Source organism: Streptomyces sp. NPDC005004 (assembly GCF_053600675.1).
This window is the reverse complement of sequence record NZ_JBSGAH010000018.1, coordinates 94,879-117,106: the sequence shown is the minus strand read 5'-3', so window position 1 is coordinate 117,106 and position 22,228 is coordinate 94,879. Positions and strand designations below refer to the sequence as shown.

Annotated in this window: 23 protein-coding genes; 17 read left to right on the top strand and 6 right to left on the bottom strand. The window is 72.0% G+C overall.

Annotated elements, in window-relative coordinates:
• Positions 1-120 precede the first annotated feature (120 nt).
• The 9 genes from ACWEEU_RS24375 to ACWEEU_RS24335 all read left to right on the top strand — a co-directional run bounded on the left by ACWEEU_RS24375 (position 121) and on the right by ACWEEU_RS24335 (position 7,864).
• Complete coding sequence (locus tag ACWEEU_RS24375; RefSeq protein WP_451734937.1) at positions 121-765, top strand: HAD family hydrolase; 645 nt, start codon at positions 121-123, stop codon at positions 763-765.
• 93 nt (positions 766-858) lie between these two features.
• Positions 859-1,605: a VC0807 family protein gene (locus ACWEEU_RS24370; RefSeq protein ID WP_451734935.1), complete on the top strand. Its 747-nt coding sequence runs from the start codon at positions 859-861 to the stop codon at positions 1,603-1,605.
• A gap of 112 nt (positions 1,606-1,717) precedes the next feature.
• Positions 1,718-2,929, top strand: coding sequence for an MFS transporter (locus tag ACWEEU_RS24365; RefSeq protein WP_451734933.1), 1,212 nt, complete (start codon positions 1,718-1,720; stop codon positions 2,927-2,929).
• A complete protein-coding gene (locus ACWEEU_RS24360; protein WP_385751260.1) occupies positions 2,880-4,052 on the top strand; it encodes an acetoin utilization protein AcuC in 1,173 nt (390 codons plus the stop codon). Before ACWEEU_RS24365 ends, ACWEEU_RS24360 begins: the two co-directional genes overlap by 50 nt.
• Before the next feature lie 122 nt (positions 4,053-4,174).
• Positions 4,175-4,990 (top strand): phosphatase, encoded by an 816-nt coding sequence (locus tag ACWEEU_RS24355; RefSeq protein WP_385751262.1) that lies wholly within the window; start codon positions 4,175-4,177, stop codon positions 4,988-4,990.
• Positions 4,991-5,119: 129 nt separating this feature from the next.
• Complete coding sequence (locus tag ACWEEU_RS24350; RefSeq protein ID WP_199587125.1) at positions 5,120-5,323, top strand: helix-turn-helix domain-containing protein; 204 nt, start codon at positions 5,120-5,122, stop codon at positions 5,321-5,323.
• 132 nt (positions 5,324-5,455) lie between these two features.
• Complete coding sequence (locus tag ACWEEU_RS24345; RefSeq protein ID WP_003948845.1) at positions 5,456-5,554, top strand: 30S ribosomal protein bS22; 99 nt, start codon at positions 5,456-5,458, stop codon at positions 5,552-5,554.
• Positions 5,555-5,753: 199 nt separating this feature from the next.
• Positions 5,754-6,815: an NAD-dependent epimerase/dehydratase family protein gene (locus ACWEEU_RS24340; protein WP_385739268.1), complete on the top strand. Its 1,062-nt coding sequence runs from the start codon at positions 5,754-5,756 to the stop codon at positions 6,813-6,815.
• Positions 6,816-6,829: 14 nt separating this feature from the next.
• A complete protein-coding gene (locus ACWEEU_RS24335; protein WP_385739271.1) occupies positions 6,830-7,864 on the top strand; it encodes a lysophospholipid acyltransferase family protein in 1,035 nt (344 codons plus the stop codon).
• A gap of 134 nt (positions 7,865-7,998) precedes the next feature.
• Here the strand turns inward: ACWEEU_RS24335 and ACWEEU_RS24330 are convergent, their stop codons facing one another.
• The 3 genes from ACWEEU_RS24330 to ACWEEU_RS24320 form a co-directional block, all read right to left on the bottom strand.
• The gene (locus ACWEEU_RS24330; protein WP_385739274.1) at positions 7,999-9,228 is read right to left on the bottom strand and encodes a DUF5667 domain-containing protein; all 1,230 of its coding nucleotides are present in this window, start codon (positions 9,226-9,228) and stop codon (positions 7,999-8,001) included.
• Positions 9,229-9,379: 151 nt separating this feature from the next.
• Positions 9,380-10,165: an ECF subfamily RNA polymerase sigma factor, BldN family gene (locus ACWEEU_RS24325; RefSeq protein ID WP_385739277.1), complete on the bottom strand. Its 786-nt coding sequence runs from the start codon at positions 10,163-10,165 to the stop codon at positions 9,380-9,382.
• Positions 10,166-10,547: 382 nt separating this feature from the next.
• Positions 10,548-11,468, bottom strand: coding sequence for an HAD family hydrolase (locus ACWEEU_RS24320; RefSeq protein ID WP_385739280.1), 921 nt, complete (start codon positions 11,466-11,468; stop codon positions 10,548-10,550).
• Positions 11,469-11,574: 106 nt separating this feature from the next.
• Here ACWEEU_RS24320 and ACWEEU_RS24315 point away from each other — a divergent pair, with 106 nt between their 5' ends.
• The 6 genes from ACWEEU_RS24315 (at position 11,575) to ACWEEU_RS24290 (ending at position 18,692) form a co-directional block, all read left to right on the top strand.
• A complete protein-coding gene (locus ACWEEU_RS24315) occupies positions 11,575-11,856 on the top strand; it encodes a glutaredoxin family protein (RefSeq protein WP_385739486.1) in 282 nt (93 codons plus the stop codon).
• 254 nt (positions 11,857-12,110) lie between these two features.
• Positions 12,111-12,881: a redox-sensing transcriptional repressor Rex gene (locus tag ACWEEU_RS24310; protein ID WP_385739283.1), complete on the top strand. Its 771-nt coding sequence runs from the start codon at positions 12,111-12,113 to the stop codon at positions 12,879-12,881.
• Positions 12,878-14,590: a glutamyl-tRNA reductase gene (locus ACWEEU_RS24305; RefSeq protein WP_385739286.1), complete on the top strand. Its 1,713-nt coding sequence runs from the start codon at positions 12,878-12,880 to the stop codon at positions 14,588-14,590. The genes ACWEEU_RS24310 and ACWEEU_RS24305 overlap by 4 nt, the downstream gene beginning before the upstream one ends.
• Positions 14,587-15,546 carry a hydroxymethylbilane synthase gene (gene hemC, locus ACWEEU_RS24300; RefSeq protein ID WP_385739289.1) on the top strand — a complete coding sequence of 320 codons (960 nt, stop codon included), beginning with the start codon at positions 14,587-14,589 and terminating at the stop codon, positions 15,544-15,546. Before ACWEEU_RS24305 ends, hemC begins: the two co-directional genes overlap by 4 nt.
• Positions 15,543-17,249 carry a uroporphyrinogen-III synthase gene (locus ACWEEU_RS24295; RefSeq protein WP_451734929.1) on the top strand — a complete coding sequence of 569 codons (1,707 nt, stop codon included), beginning with the start codon at positions 15,543-15,545 and terminating at the stop codon, positions 17,247-17,249. Before hemC ends, ACWEEU_RS24295 begins: the two co-directional genes overlap by 4 nt.
• Before the next feature lie 381 nt (positions 17,250-17,630).
• On the top strand, positions 17,631-18,692 hold the full coding sequence (locus ACWEEU_RS24290) for a helix-turn-helix domain-containing protein (RefSeq protein ID WP_451734927.1): 1,062 nt from the start codon (positions 17,631-17,633) through the stop codon (positions 18,690-18,692).
• A 14-nt stretch (positions 18,693-18,706) separates the two neighbouring features.
• Here the strand turns inward: ACWEEU_RS24290 and ACWEEU_RS24285 are convergent, their stop codons facing one another.
• A complete protein-coding gene (locus ACWEEU_RS24285) occupies positions 18,707-19,273 on the bottom strand; it encodes an RBBP9/YdeN family alpha/beta hydrolase (RefSeq protein WP_451734925.1) in 567 nt (188 codons plus the stop codon).
• 55 nt (positions 19,274-19,328) lie between these two features.
• Between ACWEEU_RS24285 and ACWEEU_RS24280 the strand changes: the two genes are divergently transcribed.
• Both ACWEEU_RS24280 and hemB read left to right on the top strand, forming a co-directional pair.
• A complete protein-coding gene (locus ACWEEU_RS24280; RefSeq protein WP_385739301.1) occupies positions 19,329-19,679 on the top strand; it encodes a MerR family transcriptional regulator in 351 nt (116 codons plus the stop codon).
• A gap of 100 nt (positions 19,680-19,779) precedes the next feature.
• Entirely contained in the window at positions 19,780-20,772 is a 993-nt protein-coding gene (gene hemB, locus ACWEEU_RS24275; RefSeq protein WP_385739304.1) for a porphobilinogen synthase, read from the top strand.
• Positions 20,773-20,784: 12 nt separating this feature from the next.
• Here the strand turns inward: hemB and ACWEEU_RS24270 are convergent, their stop codons facing one another.
• Complete coding sequence (locus ACWEEU_RS24270; RefSeq protein WP_451734922.1) at positions 20,785-21,627, bottom strand: hypothetical protein; 843 nt, start codon at positions 21,625-21,627, stop codon at positions 20,785-20,787.
• A 2-nt stretch (positions 21,628-21,629) separates the two neighbouring features.
• A complete protein-coding gene (locus ACWEEU_RS24265) occupies positions 21,630-22,028 on the bottom strand; it encodes a hypothetical protein (protein WP_385739310.1) in 399 nt (132 codons plus the stop codon).
• Positions 22,029-22,228 lie beyond the last annotated feature (200 nt).

Sequence of the window (22,228 nt, the reverse complement as noted above, 5' to 3'; positions counted from 1 at the left end):
ATGGTACTGCAAGGGGGACCTTGTGGGAGAGTAGGACGCCGCCGAACAAATTTTAAGAAAACCCCCGCACTATTGGTGCGGGGGTTTTCTGCGTTTGAGGGTCTTTATAGGCTCGGGTATATGCACTACGACCTCATTCTTTTCGACAACGACGGTGTCCTGGTGGACAGCGAGCCCATCTCCAACCGGCATCTCGCCGCCTATCTGACCGAGCTGGGGCACCCGACGTCGTACGAGGACTCCATCCGGGACTACATGGGGTCGGCCATGCACCGCATCCACGACCTGGTGCTGGAGCGGACCGGGCAGCGACTGCCCGAGGACTTCGACGACGTCTTCCACGCGCGGGTCTTCGCCGCGTTCGAGCGGGAGTTGCGGCCCGTCGCCGGGGTCGAGGGTGTGCTGGAGACGCTGGCCGCGGACGGGGTGCCGTACTGCGTGGCGTCCTCCGGAAGCCATGAGCGGATCCGGGTGGGGCACCGGGCGACGGGGCTCGGCCGGTGGTTCGATGACGGGCGCGTCTTCAGCTCGCAGGACGTGGGGCGGGGCAAGCCGGCGCCCGATCTCTTCCTGTACGCCGCCGAGCGCATGGGGGTGGCCCCCGAGCGGTGTCTGGTCGTGGAGGACTCCCCGCTCGGCGTCCAGGCGGCCGTGGCGGCCGGGATGGACGTGTACGGGTTCACCGCGATGACCCCGGCCGAGAGGCTGGCCGGTGCCAGTCAACTCTTCTCCAGCATGGGCGAGTTGGCTGACCTGCTGGTATGACGGCGGCCACCGCCCGGGGGCTGACAATTGTCATGCGGACCTCCGGACGATCGTTTCTACTGCCGGATGCCCCTCGGCCGCGAAGCTGAGGGCATGACGAAGACGACGGGGAACCAGGGCCGGAACCAGCAGCCGAGCGCGCTGGAGAACTTCAAGCCGCTGCTGGTGGACGTGGCGGTGCCGCTCGGCGCGTACTACCTCCTGAAGGACGCCTTCGGGATGAGCACCTTCGCCGCTCTCGCCTGGAGCAGCGTGGTGCCCGCCGCGCGGACCGTGTGGAGCCTGGTGCGGGAGCGCACCGCCAACGCGCTCGCGCTCCTCATCCTCACCGTGAACGTGGTCGGGCTCGCGCTCAGCCTCGTCTCGGGCGATCCGCGGCTGATGCTCGCCAAGGACGGCGCGGTCAGCAGCACGGTCGCCATCGGCATCCTGGTCTCCGTGGTGCTCGGCCGGCCGATGATGACCGAGGGCATGAAGCCCTTCCTGGTGAAGGGGGACGCGGCCAAGGAGGCCGCCTGGGAGCGCCTGGTGTCGGGTACGGCGGCGGGGTCGGCGGACTTCCGGCGCAAGGAGCGGGCGTTCTCCGTGGTGTGGGGTGTGGCGCTGCTGCTCGAGTGCGTGGCGCGGGTGGTGGGGGCGTACACCGTGCCCGTCGACACCATGGTGTGGCTGGGCGGGGTGCTGATGGCCGGGGTGATGGTGCTGGCGTTCGTGGTCAGCGGTGGCGTCGCCGCCGGGCCGATGGGGCGGATCCTCGCGGACGAGGCGAACAAGGCCGACGAGACCCCGGAGACTCCCGCGCCCGCCGGGGTCGCGCAGGCCGTCGCCGTCGCCGTCTGATCCGGCGTCCGGCTGCCGGCCGGTCATCGGCTGCCGATCCGGTCGAAGATGAGCGGAACTCATCTTTGGCCGGATCTACCCATGCGCACCCCGGGGCCCTACGCTCGCCGCCATGACGGATGTGCTGCGGCGCGGCAGGGCCTCGCTGGCGTTCGGCTTCTTCACCCAGGGCGTGGCCTTCGCTCTGCTCGTGACGCGCATCCCGGCCGTGCAGGAGCGGTACGGGGTCTCCGACGCGCTGCTGCCCGTCTTCCTCGCGGCCGTGCCGGTCCTCGCCGGGTGCGGGAGCGTGGCCACCGAGAGGCTGGTGCGGCGGATACGGCCCAGTCGGCTGCTGCGCTGGTCCCAGCCGGTGGTGCTGCTGGCGCTGCTCGGTGTCGGCGCCGGGGATCAAGTGGCGGAGCTGGCCCTCGCGTTGGGGGTGTTCGGGCTGTCGGTGGGGGCGCTGGACGCCTCCATGAACATGCTCGGGGTGAGCCTCCAGCGGGCGTACGGGCGCAGCATCATGCTGAGCTTCCACGCGGTGTACAGCCTCGGCGGGATTCTCGGGGCGTCGCTGGCCTGGGCGGGCGCGCACTGGGAGTTGGCGCTGTGGGTGTCGTATCTCCCCGTGGTGCTGGTGCTGTTGCCCGCGACGCTGGTGGGGAGCCGGTGGTACGTCGACGGGGAGAGCGGGTCGGCGGGGGAGGCGGCCGGAGCGGGGGGCGGGGTCGTGTTCCGGGTGTTGTTGCCGCTGTGTCTGGTGATGACGTTCGCCTACATCGGGGACTCGACGGTCTCCAACTGGAGCGCGAAGTACGTCAAGGACGTGCTCGGCGGCTCGGAGCAGCTCGCGACCGTGCCGTACAACGTGTACATGGTGACCACGCTGGTCGGACGGGCCCTCGGGGATCTCGGGGTGCGGCGGCTGGGGGCGGTGGCCGTGGTGCGGCTGGGGGCGCTGGTGGCGGCGGGCGGGTTCGTGGTGGTCGCGGCGGCGCCGGGGGCGTGGACGGGGATGCTCGGGTTCACGCTGGTGGGGCTCGGGCTGTGTGTGCTGGTGCCGCAGACCTTCGCGGCCGCCGGGCGCCTCTTCCCCGGGGGGTCGGACGCGGCGATCGCGCGGCTCAACATCTTCAACTATGTCGGTTTCCTGGTCGGTTCGCCGTTGGTGGGGGCGCTCGGGGACGCCTGGAGCTATCGCGGGGCGATGCTCGTGCCGATGGCTCTGGTGCTGGTCACCACGGTGTACGCCCGGTCGTTCGGGCCGGGAGGCGACCGATACGGTGGCGGGCATGAGCGGCCGCGCACAGTTGATGTGGGACGAGGCAGTAACGGGCTATGACTTCGGCCCGGACCATCCGATGGCTCCGGTGCGTCTGGAGCTGACCCGGAGCCTGGTGTCGGCGCTCGGGCTCGACAAGGAGCTGGAGGTCGTGGCCGCGCGTCCGGCGGGGGAGTCGACGCTGCGCCTCGTGCACCGCGAGGACTACATCGACGCGGTGAAGGCGGCCTCGGCCGATCCGCGCGCGGCGGACGGGGCGTACGGGCTCGGGACGGTCGACGATCCGGCGTTCGCGGGGATGCACGAGGTGTCGGCGCTGATCGCGGGGCAGTCGGTGGCGGCCGCGGAGGCGGTGTGGCGGGGTGAGGCCGAGCACGCGGTGAACTTCGCGGGCGGGCTGCACCACGCGATGCCGGGCGGCGCGGCCGGGTTCTGCGTGTACAACGACGCGGCGCTGGCGGTGGCCCGGCTCCTGGAGCTGGGCGCCGAGCGGGTCGCGTACGTGGACGTGGACGTGCATCACGGGGACGGGGTGCAGGCGGCCTTCTGGGAGGACCCCAGGGTGCTGACGATCTCGCTGCACGAGCATCCGCGCACGCTGTTCCCGGCGACGGGCTGGCCGCAGGAGACCGGTGCCGGGGCGGGTGAGGGCGCGGCGGTGAACCTGGCGCTGCCGGCCGGGACCGGGGACGCGGGGTGGCTGCGGGCGTTCCACGCGGTGGTGCCGGAGCTGCTGGCGGACTTCCGGCCGCAGGTGCTGGTCTCGCAGCACGGCGCCGACACGCACTTCGAGGACCCGCTGGCGCATCTCGCGGTGTCGCTGGACGCGCAGCGGGCGGTGCAGGTGGCCTGTCACGAGCTGGCGCACGCGTACGCGGACGGGAAGTGGCTCGCCCTGGGCGGTGGCGGTTACGCGGTGGTGGAGGTCGTACCGCGTTCCTGGACGCATCTGGTGGGGATCGCGGCGGGCCGGGAGATCGATCCGGAGACGGTGATTCCGGAGGGCTGGCGGCAGGAAGTGTACGCGCGGACACGGCAGTTGGGGCCGCAGCGGATGACGGACGGGCGCTGGCCGGTGGGTTACAGGGACTGGTCGGCGGGGTACGACCCGGCCGACCGTCTCGACCAGGCGGTGCTGGCGACTAGGCGGTCCGCCTTTCCGCTGCGAGGGCTGCTGCCGTGATGGGCGGGGGTCGGGCGGGCTCGTCGGCCGTGTCCGGTCTGGGGCGCTCGGCGTTAGGCCGACCGTGCGGTCTTTGGCCGTTCCGGTCGCCGGGGACGCGTTCGTAGGCCACCATCGCTGCCGTGTCGGAAACCGGTGCCCTGCGGGCGCACCTGCTGGCCGCCCGGCTCGCCGGTGAGGTGGCCACCGCGCGCGAGGACAGCCTGCGCCGCTACCGGCTGTTCGCCGCGTGCGACCCGCGCGCGCTGCTCGGGCTCGATCCCGCGCGGTCCTGGGGGCAGCGCGAGGTGCTGGCGCTGATGGCGGAGCGGTGCGGGGTGTCGGCCGACCCGGGGTGTGTCTCGGGCCGGGACGTGATCGACCCGGAGCGGACGCTGGCCGCGCTGGACGCCTTCGCGGGGCGGTTGCGGGCGGCGGTGCGGCGTGGTGTGCCGGTGCTCTTCGGCACCGGGCATCCGGGTGCGCTGCTCGGTTTCTACGCCGGATTGGCGGCGGCGATGTCGGCGGCGGGATGTGTTGTGCTCACCCCGGCGCAGGGTCGTTGTGTCGACATATTGACCCGGTTCGGTCTACGCACGCACCGCCTCGACTACGTACGAGGTGTTGCGTTGGTGCGGGAAGCGGGGGGCGGGCGCCCCGGGCGTGAGCCGGGTGCGCACAGCCATTCCCCGCTGCCGGTTCGGCTCGCGCTGACGGCTCTGGCGGAGGCCGGCGAGCCGTTGCCCGGGCTGGTCGTCGGGGACCACGGATGGGTCTGCGGCGCAGGTCAGCTCGGGTTCGAGGCGATCGGTCTGGCCGACAGCGACGATCCCGCGCCGTTCGTCGGCGAGGCGGAGGGGACGGTGTCCGTCGTCGTTCCGCTTGACGACGCCGTGCGGTCTAGTCACTACCGCCCGCTCACCCGCTACGTACTCAAACGGGCCTGTCTGTCACAGTAGGCCGCCGATGCGTCCACCTCTTCCCCACTCGCATCACCCGCCCCTACATTGGGGAGTGAGCACGCAACGACGAAGAGTCACCGGAAGGGGAAGCCGGTGGCCGTCGAGTGCGGAAGGTTCAGGTGTGTCATGGCAGAGAGGCCTCTGAACGAGGTTCAGTTCCTTACCGTGGCGGAAGTCGCCTCGGTCATGCGAGTCTCGAAGATGACCGTGTACCGGCTGGTGCACAGCGGTCATCTGCCCGCGATCCGGGTGGGGCGGTCCTTCCGCGTCCCGGAGCAGGCGGTCCACGAGTATCTGCGCGAGAGCTATGTGGGGGTGGAAACGGCCTGACGGCGCCCTCGCGATCTTCCCGGAAGACCTCGATTACGACCCTGGCGTCCGGGCGGGTAGGCTGTCCCCTCGTAGGTCGTATGGGCCCATGGCGCCCAGCAACCGAGTCATGAGAAGTGAGCGAGGGTAGTCGTGGGCTCTGTTATCAAGAAGCGGCGCAAGCGGATGGCGAAGAAGAAGCACCGCAAGCTGCTCAAGCGCACGCGCGTTCAGCGTCGCAACAAGAAGTAAGGCGACGCGCCGCGAAAGCGCGGTCGGTGGCCCTTCGTCCCTCTGTGGGCGGAGGGCCACCGGCATGTCCGGAGCCGTTCGGCATGTCCGGTGCCGTGTGGTCATCGTGGCGCAACACCGACCCGATAGGTTGGCCGCACACGGGGAACGCGAGCGGAGAGCCGGGTTTCGCGCGAGGTCGGGAAGGAAGGCGCTGGTCTTGGGGAAGATCGTGCTCGTCACCGGAGTGGCCCGGCAGCTGGGCGGCCGGTTCGTGCGCCGCGTTCAGCGGGACGCCGACGTGGACCGGGTGATCGCGGTCGACGCGGTGCCGCCCGCGCACCATCTCGGCGGTGCCGAGTTCATCCAGGCCGACATCCGGCAGCCGACGATCGCCCGGGTGCTCGCGGAGACCGGCGCGGACACGGTCGTCCACATGGACGTGACCGGCACCGCGCTCGGCGGCGGCAGCCGGGCCACGGTCAAGGAGACCAACGTCATCGGCACCATGCAGTTGCTCGGTGCCTGCCAGAAGTCGCCCACCGTCAAACGGCTCGTGGTGAAGTCCAGCACCAACGTCTACGGCTCCGCCCCGCGCGATCCTGCCGTCTTCACCGAGACCACCCCGGCCAAGTCGCTGCCGAGCGGCGGCTTCGCCAAGGACGCCGTCGAGGTCGAGGGATACGTGCGCGGGTTCGCCCGGCGCCGCCCCGACGTCGCGGTGTGCGTGCTGCGGTTCGCCAACATCCTCGGGCCGACGGCGGACACCCCGCTCGCCTCCTACTTCGCGCTGCCCGTCCTGCCGACGGTGTTCGGCTACGACCCGCGGCTGCAGTTCGTGCACGAGGACGACGTGATCGAGGTGCTGCGGATCGCCTCCCACGAGCCGCGCCGGGGCACGCTCAACAGCGGCACCTTCAACATCGCCGGGGACGGCGTGCTACTGCTCTCCCAGTGCTCGCGCCGGCTCGGGCGGCCCACCGTGCCGCTGCTGCTGCCCGCGGTCACCTGGGCGGGCTCCCTGGTGCGTACGCTCGGTATGACGGACTTCTCGCCGGAGCAGATCCGGCTGCTGACCCACGGCCGGGTGGTGGACACCGGGCAGATGCGCGAGACGCTCGGCTTCGCCCCCAGGTTCACGACCGCGGAGACCTTCGCGGACTTCGCGCGCGGCCAGGGCCCCGGCCTGCTGCCGCCGGAGGCGCTGGCGGGAGCCGTCGACCGGATCGCCGCGCTGACCGCGAGAAGCGGTGGCCCCTTCCCGCAGCCCGGCGCCAACTGAGGAGCGCAGCAACGATGGCGGACGCCAAGGTCATTCCGTTCGACGACGACCGGTCCCGGGGAAGCTCCACAGGCCGCCCGCAGCGGCGCCGGGGCACGAGCGGCCGGCCTGCCGGGGCCGGCGAGAGCGCGCCGGTCCAGCCGCTGCCCACCCGGGCAGTGCCCGAGGAGCCCACCGGGGAACCGGCGGGCGCCCCGCGCGAGGACGACGGCGGGCTCGACCGCCGCATCGCGCGCGGCCTCTCCTTCCTGCGCCGCAGGCTCACCGGGGACTACGAGGTCGACGACTTCGGCTACGACGAGGAGCTGACCGACCAGGTCCTGATGTCGCTGCTGCGGCCGGTGTACGACAACTACTTCCGGGTCGAGGTCAAGGGCATCGAGAACATCCCGGCGGAGGGCGGCGCGCTGATCGTCGCCAACCACTCCGGGACGCTGCCGCTGGACGGCCTGATGATGCAGGTCGCCGTGCACGACCACCATCCGGCCGGGCGCCATCTGCGGCTGCTCGCCGCCGACCTCGTCTTCGTGCTGCCGGTGGTCAACGAGCTGGCCCGCAAGCTCGGTCACACCCTCGCCTGCACCGAGGACGCCGAACGGCTGCTCGGCCAGGGCGAGCTGGTCGGGGTGATGCCGGAGGGCTTCAAGGGCATCGGCAAGCCCTTCGGGGAGCGGTACAAGCTCCAGCGGTTCGGGCGGGGCGGGTTCGTCTCCACCGCGCTGCGGCAGGGGGCGCCGATCATCCCGTGCTCGGTCGTCGGGGCCGAGGAGATCTACCCCATGATCGGCAACGCCAAGACGCTGGCACGGCTGCTCGGCTTCCCGTACTTCCCGCTGACGCCGACCTTCCCCTGGCTCGGCCCGCTCGGCGCGATCCCGCTGCCGACCAAGTGGACCATCCAGTTCGGCGAGCCGATCCCCACGGACGGCTATCCGCCGGAGGCGGCCGAGGACCCGATGCTGATGTTCAACCTCACCGACCAGGTGCGCGAACAGATCCAGCACACGCTGTACAAACTGCTGGTGCAGCGGCGGTCGGTGTTCTTCTGAGGTCGGCGTGCCGCACCCGGGGAAGGGCCGAGCCGCTGGTGCGGCGGCGGTCGGGGTTCTACTGCGTCTCGGCCACGTACGACGGTGGGGCGCCCCCGCTCGGAAAGGGGCGCCCCACCTCGTATCGCATGCGGCTAGTTGGAGTCCTGGCTGTCGATGCCCAGGCCGGGGAGCAGACCCGGCAGGAGCGGGGGCAGGGTGACGTCCGGCTTGGCCGACGGGGACTTCTCGGCGGACGGGGAACCACCTTGCTCGGACCCCGACTTGGGCGGGTCGAGCAGTCCGCCGGTGCTGCCACCGAGCAGGCCCTCGTCGCGGTCGCCGGCCGAGCCGCTGGGGCTGCTGCCGGGGCTCGCGTGCTTGCCCGCCGACGGCGTACTGCCGGGCTTGCTGGGCGCGTCCGGGCGGTGGGAGCCGGAGGAACTGCTCGGGGTGGCGGAGCGCTTCCCGTCCTGCTTGCCGGTGGCCGGAGGCTGCGGGAGCAGCGACTCCAGCGGGGCCACCTCCTGGTCTATGGCGTCGAAGACGGAGGAGACCTGGTCCTTGACGTCCCCGAGCTGCACGGGGAGCTGGTCGCTCAGGGTCGTCCACGCCTCGCGGTGGGAGCGGGAGAAGGACGAGAGGGCCTGGATGGGGCCGAGGGACTGCGGGTCGGCCTCGTAGGCCGCGTGCAGCAGGCGGTGGCCCTCGGTGACGTCCTGGCGCATCCCGGACAGGGTGCGGCGGATCTCGCCGATGGACTCGTGGTCGAGGTGGCCGCCGCGGCCCCGGTCCATCAGCCTGCGGGCCTCGTTGAGCCGGGTGGACGCCTGGTCGAGGTAGGTCTGGCCGCGTTCGCCGTCGCCCTCGCTCAGGTAGTTCAGCCGGAAGTCCTCGATGCCGCGTTTGAGGCCGTACAGATGGTCACCGGGCAGCGCGTCGGAACTGGCGGCGGCCACCCCGCCGAACGCGCTCGCGGTGACACCGAGGCCGAGTCCGCCCGCCGTGAGGCCCTTGGCCAGCCGCGAGCGGGGCCGCAGTCTGCTCAGCGGGCTCGCCCGGTGGGCGCCCCGGCCGGGCGAGCGCTGCTCGGGTACCGACGCGTCCGCCGCTCCGCCCAGGGTGCCCTCCTGGAGCATGGCCTCCATCGCGGCCACCAACTGGGCGCGCTGGACGACCTTGACCTCGGGGTCGAGCTGCGGCTTGGGCAGCGCGCCGAGGCCTCTGGTCAGGGACAGCAACGTTCCCTGCTCGGAGGGGTCCTCGGTCGGCGGTGATCCCGCCCGTGCTGCGGACTGCTCGGCCGCCGTGTCCCGGTCGGACTGCTCCTCCAGGGCCTGGGCGAAGGCGTTCGCCCGCCGGTGCGCCGATACGTTCGCGATCACTGGCGGCACCTCCTCTCGTCATGACGGTCGACTCCTGTATCCCGCACAACGAGCGGCTCGGCACTTCGGTTACGCACGGCGGATGACCGGATCGGAAAGACAACTGACGCTTACAGAACGTGAGTTGATCGGTGTCTATGGTTGCGCAGCGTCAGCGGGCATCGTCCGGGAGGAGCCGGGCGAGGGTGCGTACGGCGCGGTACTGAAGGGTCTTGATGGCGCCCTCGTTCTTTCCCATCACCCGGGCGGTCTCGGCGACCGAGAGGCCCTGGAGGAAGCGGAGCGTGACGCACTCCTGCTGCTGGGGGTTGAGCCGTCGTACGGCGTCGAGGAGGGCGGCGTTGGAGAGGGACTCCAGGACCGAGTCCTCCGGGGAGCGCTCGACCTCGTTGGCGTCGAGCATCTCACCGGTGGTGACCTCCAGGCGGAAGCGGCTGGACTTGAAGTGGTCGGCGACCAGGTTGCGGGCGATCGTCACCAGCCAGGCGCCGAAGTCGCGGCCCTGCCAGGTGAAGGTGCCGATACGGCGCAGCGCGCGGAGGAAGGTCTCGCTGGTGAGGTCCTCGGCGGTGGCCTTGCCGCCCACGCGGTAGTAGATGAACCGGTAGACGGTGTCGCTGTACTGGTCGTACAGCTTGCCGAAGGCTTCCGCCTCGCCCGCCTGGGCGCGCTCGACCAGGTCCATCATGCGGGCGCTGTCGCTGTCCGCGGCGGGGCGGCGGGCGGCGGGCGCGCCGGACGACGCCGTCCGGCCGCGTCTGCCTACGGCGGCGCTGCCCTCGGCCAGTGCGTAGCACGGGCCCAGGGGTGCGCCGGTGGCGAGGGCGGGGACGGTGTGCGCGGTGGGGACGAGGCCGCGCAGCGTCTCTTTGACCGTTGCGACAGTTGCGCGCAGCGTAGCCAGGCCCGAGGCGTCAACCCCGACGTGTGGGTACACGGGACTCCCAGAGGCAGAGCTTCCATCACGTGCAGTGCGGGACCTTTCACCCGTCGTGACGACGGAGGGGTACCGGTTTGCGTCTGAGGAGAATAACGCTTCGTGTAGACCCTGCTACACCCAGTTGTTCAAATCGTCGATTACGTTGCTTCTGTTACCACTTGACGGTCGGCCAGCTTCCGGTTTCTGACCGTTTCCCGACCGAAAACCAGCCGATTCCTGTGAACCTGAGGCGCTTCCGGGGCGGGCACACATAATCGGCCGACTTGAGAAACGATTCAGCGGAAAAGCCCGGTCCTGAAGTGGTCAGGACCGGGCTCTGGGTTCTCGCGCCGGGGGTCGGCGGCTGAGGGGTGGTGGCCGAGGCGGTGGCGACCGCGGGTCAGCGGCGGCGCCGGGTCAGCGCGATGGCCGCCGCCGTGCCGCCCGCCACCGCGCCCACGCCCGCCGCGGCCGGGATGCCGACCTTGGCGGCCTTGCGGCCCGTGCGGTAGTCGCGCAGGCGCCAGTCCTTGTCGCGGGCATGCTTGCGCAGCTTGGCGTCGGGGTTGATGGCGTAGGGGTGACCGACGAGGGAGAGCATCGGGATGTCGTTGTGGCTGTCGCTGTAGGCGGCGCAGCGGGCGAGGTCCAGGCCCTCGGCGACGGCCAGGGCGCGGACCGCTTCCGCCTTGGCCGGGCCGTGGAGGGGCTCGCCCACCAGGCGGCCGGTGTAGACGCCGTCGACGGACTCCGCGACCGTGCCGAGCGCGCCGGTCAGGCCGAGGCGGCGGGCGATGACCTGGGCGATCTCCACCGGGGCCGCCGTCACCAGCCAGACCCGCTGGCCGGCGTCCAGGTGGGCCTGGGCGAGGGCGCGGGTGCCGGGCCAGATGCGGTCGGCCATGTACTCGTCGTAGATCTCCTCGCCGATCGTCTCCAGCTCGGCCACCCGGTGGCCCTTGACGATGGAGAGCGCCGAGTCGCGCGCGTCCTGCATGTGCTCGGGGTCCTCGACCCCGGCCAGCCGGAACCACGCCTGCTGCCAGGCGAACTTGACGAGGTCGCGGGTCTCGAAGAACTTCCGCTTGTACAGGCCGCGCCCGAAGTGGAACAGCGCGGCGCCCTGCATCACGGTGTTGTCGAGGTCGAAGAACGCGGCCGCGCGGTCGTCGCCGAGCACCGGGAACTCCGGCTCGGCGGCCTCGGGTTCCGGCGCGTTCCGGGCGGACTTGCGGGCGGCCTCGGCCGAGGCCTCGCCTGCCAACACGCTCCGCGCCGTGGCGGAGCGCCTACGGGGGGTGAGCCATCCTAGAGCGGCCATGGCGTGAGCATAGCCAGTCCGTGACGCCGCTTCGGAGCCGAGAGGTTCGAAGCGCGTGAACTCCGCGCGACCGCGTTGTTAAGGAGTGTGCGTGAGCGGAGTGAGAATGGGCGGCATGAGTCCCCTCTTCCGCCGCGCGCCCGCGCCCCAGGAGCGCCTGGTCACCCTCATCCGCAAGCCGGGCTGTCACCTCTGCGAGGACGCCCGGCAGGTGATCGAAAAGGTCTGCGGCGACCTCGGCGTGCCGTGGGAGAGCCGGGACATCACCGAGGACCGTGAGTTGTACGACACGTACTGGGAGCAGATCCCCGTCGTCCTCGTCGACGGTGAGCAGCACACCTTCTGGCGCGTGGACGAGAGTCGCCTTCGTAAGGCTCTGACGCGGTAGTCCGCAGGCGTCCCGGAACACCCGGAACGTCGCTTAGGATCGGACGCCTGTTTGGTCTCGGGGGCGGGATTCGCGAGGAGTGTGTAGCTTTGCCCCCAGGTACAGCCCCGGGAAGAGGGCGCGTGACCCCGGTCACGTTGGCCGGGCAAATCGGACACCATCTTTGTGCACACGTTCACAAAGACATAGCCTGCTTTCGACGGGGCGGTCCGGGGACGCATGACCGCCAGCCCCGCTCTACCCGCAGGAGCACCGTGGCAACTGGCCGAACTCACCGACCGGCGACCCGCAGCCGAGGGATTCCCGAGGCCACCGTCGCCCGGCTTCCGCTGTACCTCCGAGCCCTGACCGCGCTGTCCGAGCGTTCGGTCCCCACGGTCTCCTCCGAGGAACTGGCCGCGGCCGCCGGAGTCAACTCCGCCAAGCTGCGCAAGGACTTCTCCTACCTCGGCTCCTACGGCACCCGCGGTGTCGGCTACGACGTCGAGTACCTCGTCTACCAGATCTCCCGCGAGCTGGGCCTCACCCAGGACTGGCCGGTCGTCATCGTCGGCATCGGCAACCTCGGCGCGGCCCTCGCCAACTACGGCGGCTTCGCCTCGCGCGGCTTCCGCGTCGCGGCGTTGATAGACGCCGACCCCGCGATGGCCGGCAAGCCGGTCGCGGGCATCCCGGTGCGGCACACCGACGAACTCGAGCGGATCATCGAGGACAACGGTGTCTCCATCGGCGTGATCGCCACCCCGGCCGGCGCCGCCCAGCAGGTCTGCGACCGGCTCGTGGCCGCCGGGGTCACCTCCATCCTGAACTTCGCGCCGACCGTGCTGACCGTCCCGGACGGCGTCGACGTGCGCAAGGTCGACCTCTCCATCGAGCTGCAGATCCTCGCCTTCCACGAGCAGCGCAAGGCGGGCGAGGAGATCGCCGCGAACGACGGCACGCTCCCCGCTGCCGCCGCGCGCGCCGCCGGGCACTCGGCCGAGCAGGGACCCGACGGGGACGTACCCGCCGTGATGCCCGCATGAGCCTCCTCGTCGTCGGACTGAGCCACCGCAGCGCGCCCGTCAGCGTGCTGGAGCGGGCCGCGCTGAGCACGGACGCCCAGATCAAGCTGGCCCAGGACACGGTCGCCGCCGAACCGGCCGCCGAGGCCGCCGTGCTCGGCACCTGCAACCGCATCGAGCTGTACGCCGACGTGGACAAGTTCCACGCCGGTGTCGCCGAGCTGTCCACGCTGCTCGCCCAGCACTGCGGGGTCGGCCTGGACGAGCTGACGCCGTACCTCTACGTGCACTACGAGGACCGGGCCGTCCACCACCTCTTCTCGGTGGCCTGCGGCCTGGACTCCATGGTCGTCGGCGAGGGCCAGATCCTCGGCCAGATCAAGGACTCCCTCGCCCGCGCCCAGGAGCTGCACACCGCCGGGCGTCTGCTCAACGACCTCTTCCAGCAGGCACTCAGGGTCGGCAAGCGCGCCCACTCCGAGACCGGCATCGACCGCGCCGGGCAGTCCCTGGTCACCTTCGGTCTGGAGCAGCTCTCCGCCGGGCAGGACGTCGAGGCGTGGGCCGAGGGCCGCCGCGCGCTGGTGATCGGCGCCGGTTCGATGTCCTCGCTGGCCGCCGCGACGCTCGCGCGCGCCGGGGTCGCCGAGATCGTCGTCGCCAACCGGACCTTCGAGCGCGCCGAGCGGCTCGCGCAGATCCTCGCCGACGCCGAGGGCGCCACCGCGCGTGCCGTGCGGATGGACGCCGTCTCCGCCGAACTGACACGTGCCGACGTCGTCGTCTCCTGTACCGGCGCCACCGGCCTGGTGCTCACCGCCGACGCGCTCGCCGAGGCCCTGCGGGAGCGCACCGGCGCGGCCGGGGTCGCGGACGGCGGACGTACGCCCGCCGTCGAGGCGCCGCTGCCGCCGGCCACCGCCGGGACCGAGGAGAACTGCCCGCTGGACCTCGCCGCAGTGCAGGGTGCGAGCGGCTTCTCCGTGCACGGCGAGGCCGCCGTGGCCGGGCTCGACGCCGCCGCCCTGGAGCAGCACGCCGCCTGGGTCGCGGGCGGCACCGTGGACCGCCGCGAGCAGGGCACCGGACGCGCGCTCAAGGCCGTCGAGGACACCCGGGCCGAGGCCGGCCTGATCGACGCGCTCGCCCAGCGGGCCGCCACCGTCGGCCGCGTCCCCGAGCACCGCAGGCCCGAGCCCGTCGCGGAGATCCCGCGCCCGGCGCCCGCCGTCTTCCTGCTCGACCTCGCCATGCCCCGCGACATCGACGCGGCCGCGCACCGCCTGGCCGGGGTGCGTCTGGTGGACATCGAGTCGCTGGCCGAGGCATCCGCCGACGCGCCGATGGCGGCCGACGTGGACCAGGTCCGGCGTATCGTCTCCGACGAGGTCGCCGCCTTCGGGGCGGCCCAGCGGGCCCAGCACATCACCCCGACCGTGGTCGCCCTGCGCACCATGGCCGCCGACGTCGTCACCGCCGAGATCGCGCGGCTCGACGGCAGGCTGCCCGGCCTGGACGCCCGCCAGCGCGGCGAGATCCGCCAGGCCGTGCACCGGGTCGTGGACAAGCTGCTGCACGCGCCGACCGTACGGGTCAAGCAGCTCGCGGCCGAACCCGGCGGCGCCGGGTACGCGGACGCGCTGCGCACCCTGTTCGACCTCGACCCCGAGACGGTCGCGGCCGTCTCCCGGGCCGTGGACAACACAGACGAGAAGGACCGACCGGCATGACTGACAACGCACTGAGGCTGGGGACCAGGCGCAGCAAGCTCGCCATGGCCCAGTCCGGGCTGGTGGCCGAGGCCGTGAGCCGGGTGACCGGCCGGCCCGTCGAGCTGGTCGAGATCACCACGTACGGCGACGTCTCCCGCGAGGCGCTCGCGCAGATCGGTGGCACCGGTGTGTTCGTCACCGCGCTGCGCGACGCGCTGGCGCGCGGCGAGGTGGACTTCGCCGTGCACTCGCTCAAGGACCTGCCCACCTCGCAGCCCGAGGAGCTGGCGCTGGCCGCCGTCCCCGCGCGCGAGGACCCGCGTGACGTGATCGTGGCGCGCGACGCGCTGAAGTTCACCGACCTGCCGCGCGGTGCCCGCGTCGGCACCGGTTCGCCGCGCCGCATGGCGCAGTTGAACGCGTACGCCCGCGCCCACGGACTGGACATCGAGACGGTCCCGATCCGCGGCAACATCGACACCCGCGTCGGATACGTGCGCGAGGGACGGCTCGACGCCGTCGTCCTCGCCGCCGCCGGACTCAACCGGATCGGCCGGATCGACGAGGTGACCGACTTCCTGTCGGTCGACACGGTTCTGCCCGCCCCCGGCCAGGGGGCCCTGGCGATCGAGTGTGCCGCGGACAACGCTGCCCTCGTCGCGGCACTCGGCGAGCTCGACGACCCGTCCACGCGGGCCGCCGTCACCGCCGAACGGTCATTGCTCGCCGCCCTGGAGGCCGGCTGCAGCGCCCCTGTGGGCGCGCTGGCCGACCTCCTGGCCGGCGGGTCAACTGTCAAGGAAATGCGCCTGCGCGGCGTCGTCGGTACCACCGACGGCTCGCGGATGGTGCAGTTGTCCACCACCGGTCCCGTGCCCCAGACGCACGAGCAGGCGACGGCGCTCGGTCGCGAGCTCGCCACCGAGATGCTCGCCCAGGGCGCGGCCGGTCTGATGGGGGAGCGAGCACTTTGAGCCCCACCACCCTTCCCGCCGCCCGTCCGGAACACGGTCACGTCACCTTCCTGGGTGCCGGACCCGGAGATCCGGGACTGCTGACTCTGCGCGCCGTGGAGGCGCTCGGGAACGCGGACGTCCTGGTCGCCGAGCCCGATGTGCTCGACATGATCCGGACGCACGCCCGCCCGGGTGTCTCCGTCGTACCGACGGAGGTCTCCTCGGACGCGTCCACGGGCGCGGGCGCACCCCAGTTGACGGTGGTTGACGGCACGTCAACAACCGTTGGGGTCCCGGCCGCTGCCCGGGATGCCGCTCATCTTGTCATGGAGGCCGCGCGTGGCGGCAGGCGGGTCGTGCGTGCGGTTTCCGGTGATCCGGGGCTGGACACGGACGCCGCCGAGGAGATGCTGGCCTGCGCCGCCGCCGGGGTGCCCTTCGAGGTCGTCCCCGGTGTCGCGGCCGCGACCGGTGTGCCCGCGTACGCCGGTGTGCCGCTCCGGGACGCGCAGGGCGCGGACGTGCGCTTCGTGGACGCGCGTACCGCCTCCGCCCGCTGCTGGACCGAGGTCGGTGCCTCGGACGGCACGGTGGTCGTCTCCACCGCGCTGGACTCCGTCGCCGCCGCCGCGGCCGAGCTGGTCTCGGCGGGCCGCAAGCCGGACACCCCGATGACGGTCACCGTCGCCGGTACGACCACCCGGCAGCGGACCTGGTCGGCCACGCTGGGCACGATCGCGCAGACGCTGAAGCAGGCGAAGGTGCTGCCCTCCCCCGAGGGCGGGCGCCCGGTCATAGCCGTGGTGGGTGAGCGTTCCGCCCCCGCCCGCCGCGACCAGCTCTCCTGGTTCGAGTCCAAGCCGCTGTTCGGCTGGAAGGTCCTCGTGCCGCGCACGAAGGAGCAGGCGGCGTCGCTCTCCGACCAGCTCCGCTCCTACGGCGCGGTGCCGCACGAGGTCCCGACCATCGCCGTCGAGCCGCCGCGCACCCCGCAGCAGATGGAGCGCGCGGTCAAGGGCCTGGTCACCGGCCGCTACGAGTGGATCGCGTTCACCTCGGTCAACGCGGTCAAGGCGGTGCGCGAGAAGTTCGAGGAGTACGGGCTCGACGCGCGTGCCTTCGCGGGCATCAAGGTGGCCGCGGTGGGCGAGCAGACCGCGGCCGCGCTCATCGACTTCGGTGTGAAGCCGGACCTGGTGCCGAGCGGCGAGCAGTCGGCGGCGGGGCTTCTCGAGGACTGGCCGCCGTACGACCCGGTCTTCGACCCGATCGACCGTGTCTTCCTGCCGCGCGCCGACATCGCCACCGAGACCCTGGTGGCGGGTCTGATCGAGCTGGGCTGGGAGGTCGACGACGTCACGGCGTACCGCACCGTCCGTGCCTCGCCGCCGCCGCAGGAGACCCGCGAGGCGATCAAGGGCGGCGGTTTCGACGCGGTCCTGTTCACCTCGTCCTCGACCGTCCGCAACCTGGTCGGCATCGCGGGCAAGCCGCACAACGTCACGATCATCGCCTGCATCGGTCCGGCGACGGCCAAGACGGCCGAGGAGCACGGCCTGCGCGTGGACGTGATGGCTCCCGAGCCGTCGGTCCACAAGCTGGCCGAGGCGCTGGCCGCGTTCGGCACCAAGCGGCGTACGGCCGCGCTGGAGGCGGGCGACCCGGTGACGCGGCCGAGCGAGCGGCGGCCGGGTGCGCGGAGGCGTCGTTCGACCACGTGAGGCTGAGCTGAGCTGTGGCGGGGTGTTCCCTTCGGGGGGCACCCCGCCCGCTTTTGCGGACGCCTGAGCCGGCGCGTCCGGTCCCCGTTTCACCAGCGCCCGGAAACCCGTAGGACGGCGGGGCGGGGGCCGGGGCGACGGGAGGTAAAAAGACCAAAGAACCCGGGGAAAGAACCCACCTACCAGGCCAAACCTCGCGTGGATCACTCGGTCGGGTGAAACGGGCCGGAAGGGCTGGCGTGGCGTGGTCGTGGGCGTGCAGGCTCGCCCCGAGGCGCTGACGTGCCCACCTGCTTTGACAAACCCATACATGCTTCGGCCCCCGCCGGGACGGCAATCCCAGTGCGAGGGCCTGACCAAAGAGGAAGCAGAACCTTCCCCATGGCTGAGATGAAGCCTAACTCCGTGCCGCCCCGGATTCATGAGGTTCGGCGTACCGACACCCCATCCGGTGTCACCCACGTACGGGCCGCCCACCCGGACCGGTTCACGGTCGTCGGAAACCACCTGGTCCAGCACCCCGTGCTGTCGCTGACCGCCATCGGCCTCGCGGCGCACATCCTGTCGCTGCCGGAGGGCGCCCCCGTGGACATCCGCAGCCTCGCCGAGCGTTTCCCCGAGGGGCGGGACCGGATCGCCTTCGCCCTGCGGGAGCTGGAGACGCACGGGTATCTGCGGCGGGTGCGCGAGCGTACGGAGAGCGGGCGGATCGTGACGCGTACGTACGCGCATCACCTGCCGGTCCAGGTGCCCGCCGTGCCTGTCGTTCCCGCCGTGCCTGCCGTTCCCGGCCGCGTCGCGGCGGCGCGGGCCCGCGGGCCGGTGCTCCGGCCTTCCCGGCACGAGCCGAGTGCGTCACGGGAGGACGACCAAGGCGCCGACCGGGCGGAACCGCCGCCCGAACGGGTGAGTGCCGGGCCCCCGGTGCCGCCGCCCGTGCCACCTGTGCCACCTGTGTCCGAGGCACCCGTCACGGCGGCCGCGCCGCCCGCCTCCGCGCGGAGGACCGCACGGACGGCGCCTCCCCGGACGCCTGCCGTGGACACCCCGCCCGGCCCCCGCCACGACAAGGCAGTCATGCTCCTCGCGAGCCTGCGCCGCACCGACGACCGGCTCACCCTGTCCGGCAGCGACGTGTACCGGCTCGCGCCCGCCGTCACCGCCTGGTTCGACGTCGGAGCGAGCGCCGCCACCGTGCACCACACCCTGACGGCGAGACTGCCGACGGCCCTGGAGAGCCCGGCGGCGCTGGTCGCCTACCGTCTCCGCAGTCAGCTCCCGTTGCCGCTTCCGGCGTCCGCCGTGTCCGCTCCCACGGGCGTCAGAGCCTTGGCGCGTCCCCATCCCCTCCAGGAATGCGAGGGCGGTTGCGATCGTGTGTTCCGGGCCCCGGAGCCCGGGCGGTGCAGGGACTGCCGTGCGTCCGGGGCGGACGCGGCCTGAGCCGGAGCGCCGCCTCAGCGCGGATTGGCCTCCAGCGCCTCGGGCAGCTCGGTGACCCCGTCGTCCGCCAGGAAGTGGCCCGCGCCGGGGACCACGCGGGCCGTGGTGCCGAGGAGGGCGGCGAGGCGGTCGGTGTGGGGGGTGGGGACCAGGGGGTCGGCGTCGGAGCGGAGGAGCGTGAGGCGGTCGATGTGGGCGGGGAGGGGGGTGGGGTCGCAGCCGCCGGCGATGTACGAGTCCAGTTCGGGTATCGCGGGGAGCGGGGTCACGAAGCCGGAGACGAGAACCAGGGTGCCCAGTCGCCAGTCGCCGCGCAGGGTGCTCAGGTGGCGTAGGACGGTGAGGCAGCCGAGGCTGTGGGCGACGACCGTGGTGTGGGCGTCGGGGGTACCGATGGCCGCGCCCGCGGCGGCCGTCCACCGGTCGGGGTCGGGATTGTCCGTGTCCGGGAGGGCGGGGACCGTCGTGGGGACGCCGTGCTCCTCCAGGCGCTGGGCGAGCCAGGGGAACCAGTGGTCCTTCGGGGTCGCGCCGTAGCCGTGGATGATCGTGGCGCGGGGATGCGTTGCCGGTGTCGTCATGGTCGAGGACGGTACGGGTTCACGCTGGTGTGAAGGTCAAGGCGAGGGAGGGGGCGTGCTGATCGGGGAGCTGGCGGCGCGGACCGGGGTGAGCGCGCGCTCGCTGCGGCACTACGAGGAACAGGGGCTACTGGCGCCGGGACGCGACAGCGGGGGCTACCGGCGGTACACCGAGTCCGATGTCGTACGGGTGCTGCGGATCCGGGCGATGGTCCGGGCGGGCGTGGGGACGGCGACCGTGCGGCGTTATCTCGACTGCGTGCGGGACGGCACGGACGGGGCGCGGCTGGAGATGTGTCCCGGTCTGCGGGCGGAGCTGGACGCGGTGGCGGGGCGGCTGGACGCACGGGAGGCGGAGGTCCGGGAGACGCGGGTGAGGCTGGAGCGGCTGGTGGGGGACGGGTGAGGGGCGCCCCCGAGGGCGCGGCTCGGCGGTGCTCGCAGCGGTCGCGCGTCCGACATCGCGTCGGCAAAGGCGGGGGTCCGGCGGGCGTAGCGTAGGGGATATGTCGAAGTACGGTTCCTTTCCCGGTACGCGTCCGCGGCGCCTGCGGACCTCGCCCGTCATGCGGCGGATGGTCGCGGAGACGCGACTGCATCCGGCCGACTTCATCCTCCCCGCGTTCATCCGCGAGGGCGTGAGCGAGCCGGTGGCGATCGAGGCGATGCCCGGGGTCGTGCAGCACACGCGGGACAGCCTGAAGAAGGCCGCGCTGGAGGCCGTCGAGGCGGGGATCTCCGGGATCATGCTGTTCGGCGTGCCGGAGGACGCGAAGAAGGACGCGCTCGGCACGGCCGGCACCGACCCGGACGGCATCCTGCAGGTCGCCCTGCGCGACGTACGCGCCGAGGTCGGCGACGACCTCATGATCATGTCCGACCTGTGCCTGGACGAGTTCACCGACCACGGCCACTGCGGTGTGCTGGACGCCGAGGGCCGCGTCGACAACGACGCCACCCTGGAGCGGTACGCCGAGATGGCCCAGGTCCAGGCCGACGCGGGCGCCCACATCGTCGGCCCGAGCGGCATGATGGACGGCCAGATCGGCGTCATCCGCGACGCGCTGGACCAGATCGGCCGCGAGGACGTGGCGATCCTCGCGTACACCGCCAAGTACTCCTCCGCCTTCTACGGCCCCTTCCGCGAGGCCGTCGCCTCCTCGCTCCAGGGCGACCGCAAGGCGTACCAGCAGGACCCGGCGAACCTGCGCGAGTCCCTCCGTGAGCTGGAGCTGGACCTCGCCGAGGGCGCGGACATGGTCATGGTCAAGCCGGCCGGTCCGTACCTGGACGTGCTCGCGAAGGTCGCGGACGCGGTGGACGTGCCGGTAGCCGCCTACCAGATCTCCGGCGAGTACTCGATGATCGAGGCCGCCGCCGAGAAGGGCTGGCTGGACCGCGACCGCGCCATCTTCGAGACCCTGACGGGGATCAAGCGGGCGGGGGCGCGGAACATCCTGACGTACTGGGCGGTCGAGGTGGCGCAGAAGCTGCGCTGATGCCTGCGGGGGTCAGTCCGTCGGCGGGTACGGCCACAGCGCGTCGCAGGAGCCCCATTTCGTGCTGTCCTTCACGCGGCACTGCAGGACGCCCGCGCTGGTGAAAGCGGCGGTGGGTGAGAACTTGGCGCCTCCGAGGTTCAGGGAGGCGCCGGGATCGGAGGTCTCCAGCGCGTAGGCGAGGGCCTGGAAGTTCGTCTGACGCTTCAGGTTCGGGACGGAACACAGTCCGAGGCTGCTGTACCAGGTCTTCCCGGGGTCGATCCTGATGTCGTGGGTCGTGTAGCCGCCGCCGGGGCAGTCCTGGGCCGTGCCGTACTGGTACTTGACCGTCATGCCGACGGTGATCTGACTCGTGCCGACGTTCTTCAGCATGACGCCGAACGCCGCGTCGGTGCCGGTGACTTGAGTGCAGGCGCTCGCCTCGAGGTTCGATCCCGCCGGCGAGCCCCGCCACTGTCCGCAATAGACGTGCCCTGCCGTGTACGGGGTGCTGGGCGTCATGCGCCGCGGGGCGGCCTTCGGCTTGTCCGTCCGCGGCGCGGCGGCGTCCTCGGCCTTCGGCGCGCCGGTGGTCTTCTTCGCCGTGGCGGACGGCGAGGACGAGGTGCTCGCGGAGGTGCTCGCGGTGGTGGGGCTCTGGGAGGAGGCGGCCGCGGCTTCCGGCTTCGTACCCGCTCCGCCGCTCACGGCGACATAGGCCAGCGCTCCGACGGCGGCGAGGCCCACGACCGTGAGACCGATCGAGCGGCCGCCGAAGTGCATGTGCTTGGCCTGGTAGGCGTTGCCGCCGATCTGGGCGCCGCCGGAGATCTCGTTGCTGGTGCGGTCGGAGGACGGGGAGGGCGCGGGCACGGTCAGTTGTCCCTGCCCAGCAGGGAGCGGAGGGAGAAGCCGCCGCCCTTGAGGCTGACGTTCTGCCCCTGGACGACGGCGCCGTGGACCGTGCTGCCGGACACCTGGTTGCTGTGCACGAGCTGCGTCACCTGCCCGGCGTTCTGGTTCCCCGCCGACTCCTTCAGCCAGTCCCGCAGGTCCTCGGCGAAGTCGGGGTCGCTCTGGATGTGCCGGTCCAGGGCGGCGACCAGCGGGGCGGGGTCGGCCGACGCGTCGTCGAGGGCCGACAGCGCGGCCTCGTCCCGGCGGAACCGGTGCCGGATCATGCCGAGCAGCGACTCCAGCGCCCTGGCTCCGACGGCGTCCAGCGCGCCCTGGCCTACGGCCGCGGCCACCGACTGTGCGAGCGCCCCGTCCATGCTCCCCCTCCAATGGTGTTGCCGTGCAAGCGACTTGGCCTGTGCCGTCACTCGTCGCGAGATGTCTGTTGTCAGACGCGGTGTCAGATGATGGCAGAAGCGGGGGACTTCCGGCGACCACCTGTGAACCGAGTTGACGCGCCAACTGGTTGACACTGCCGTACCGGTTCGGTCACAGGTTCCGGTGCCTCCCGTGCGGG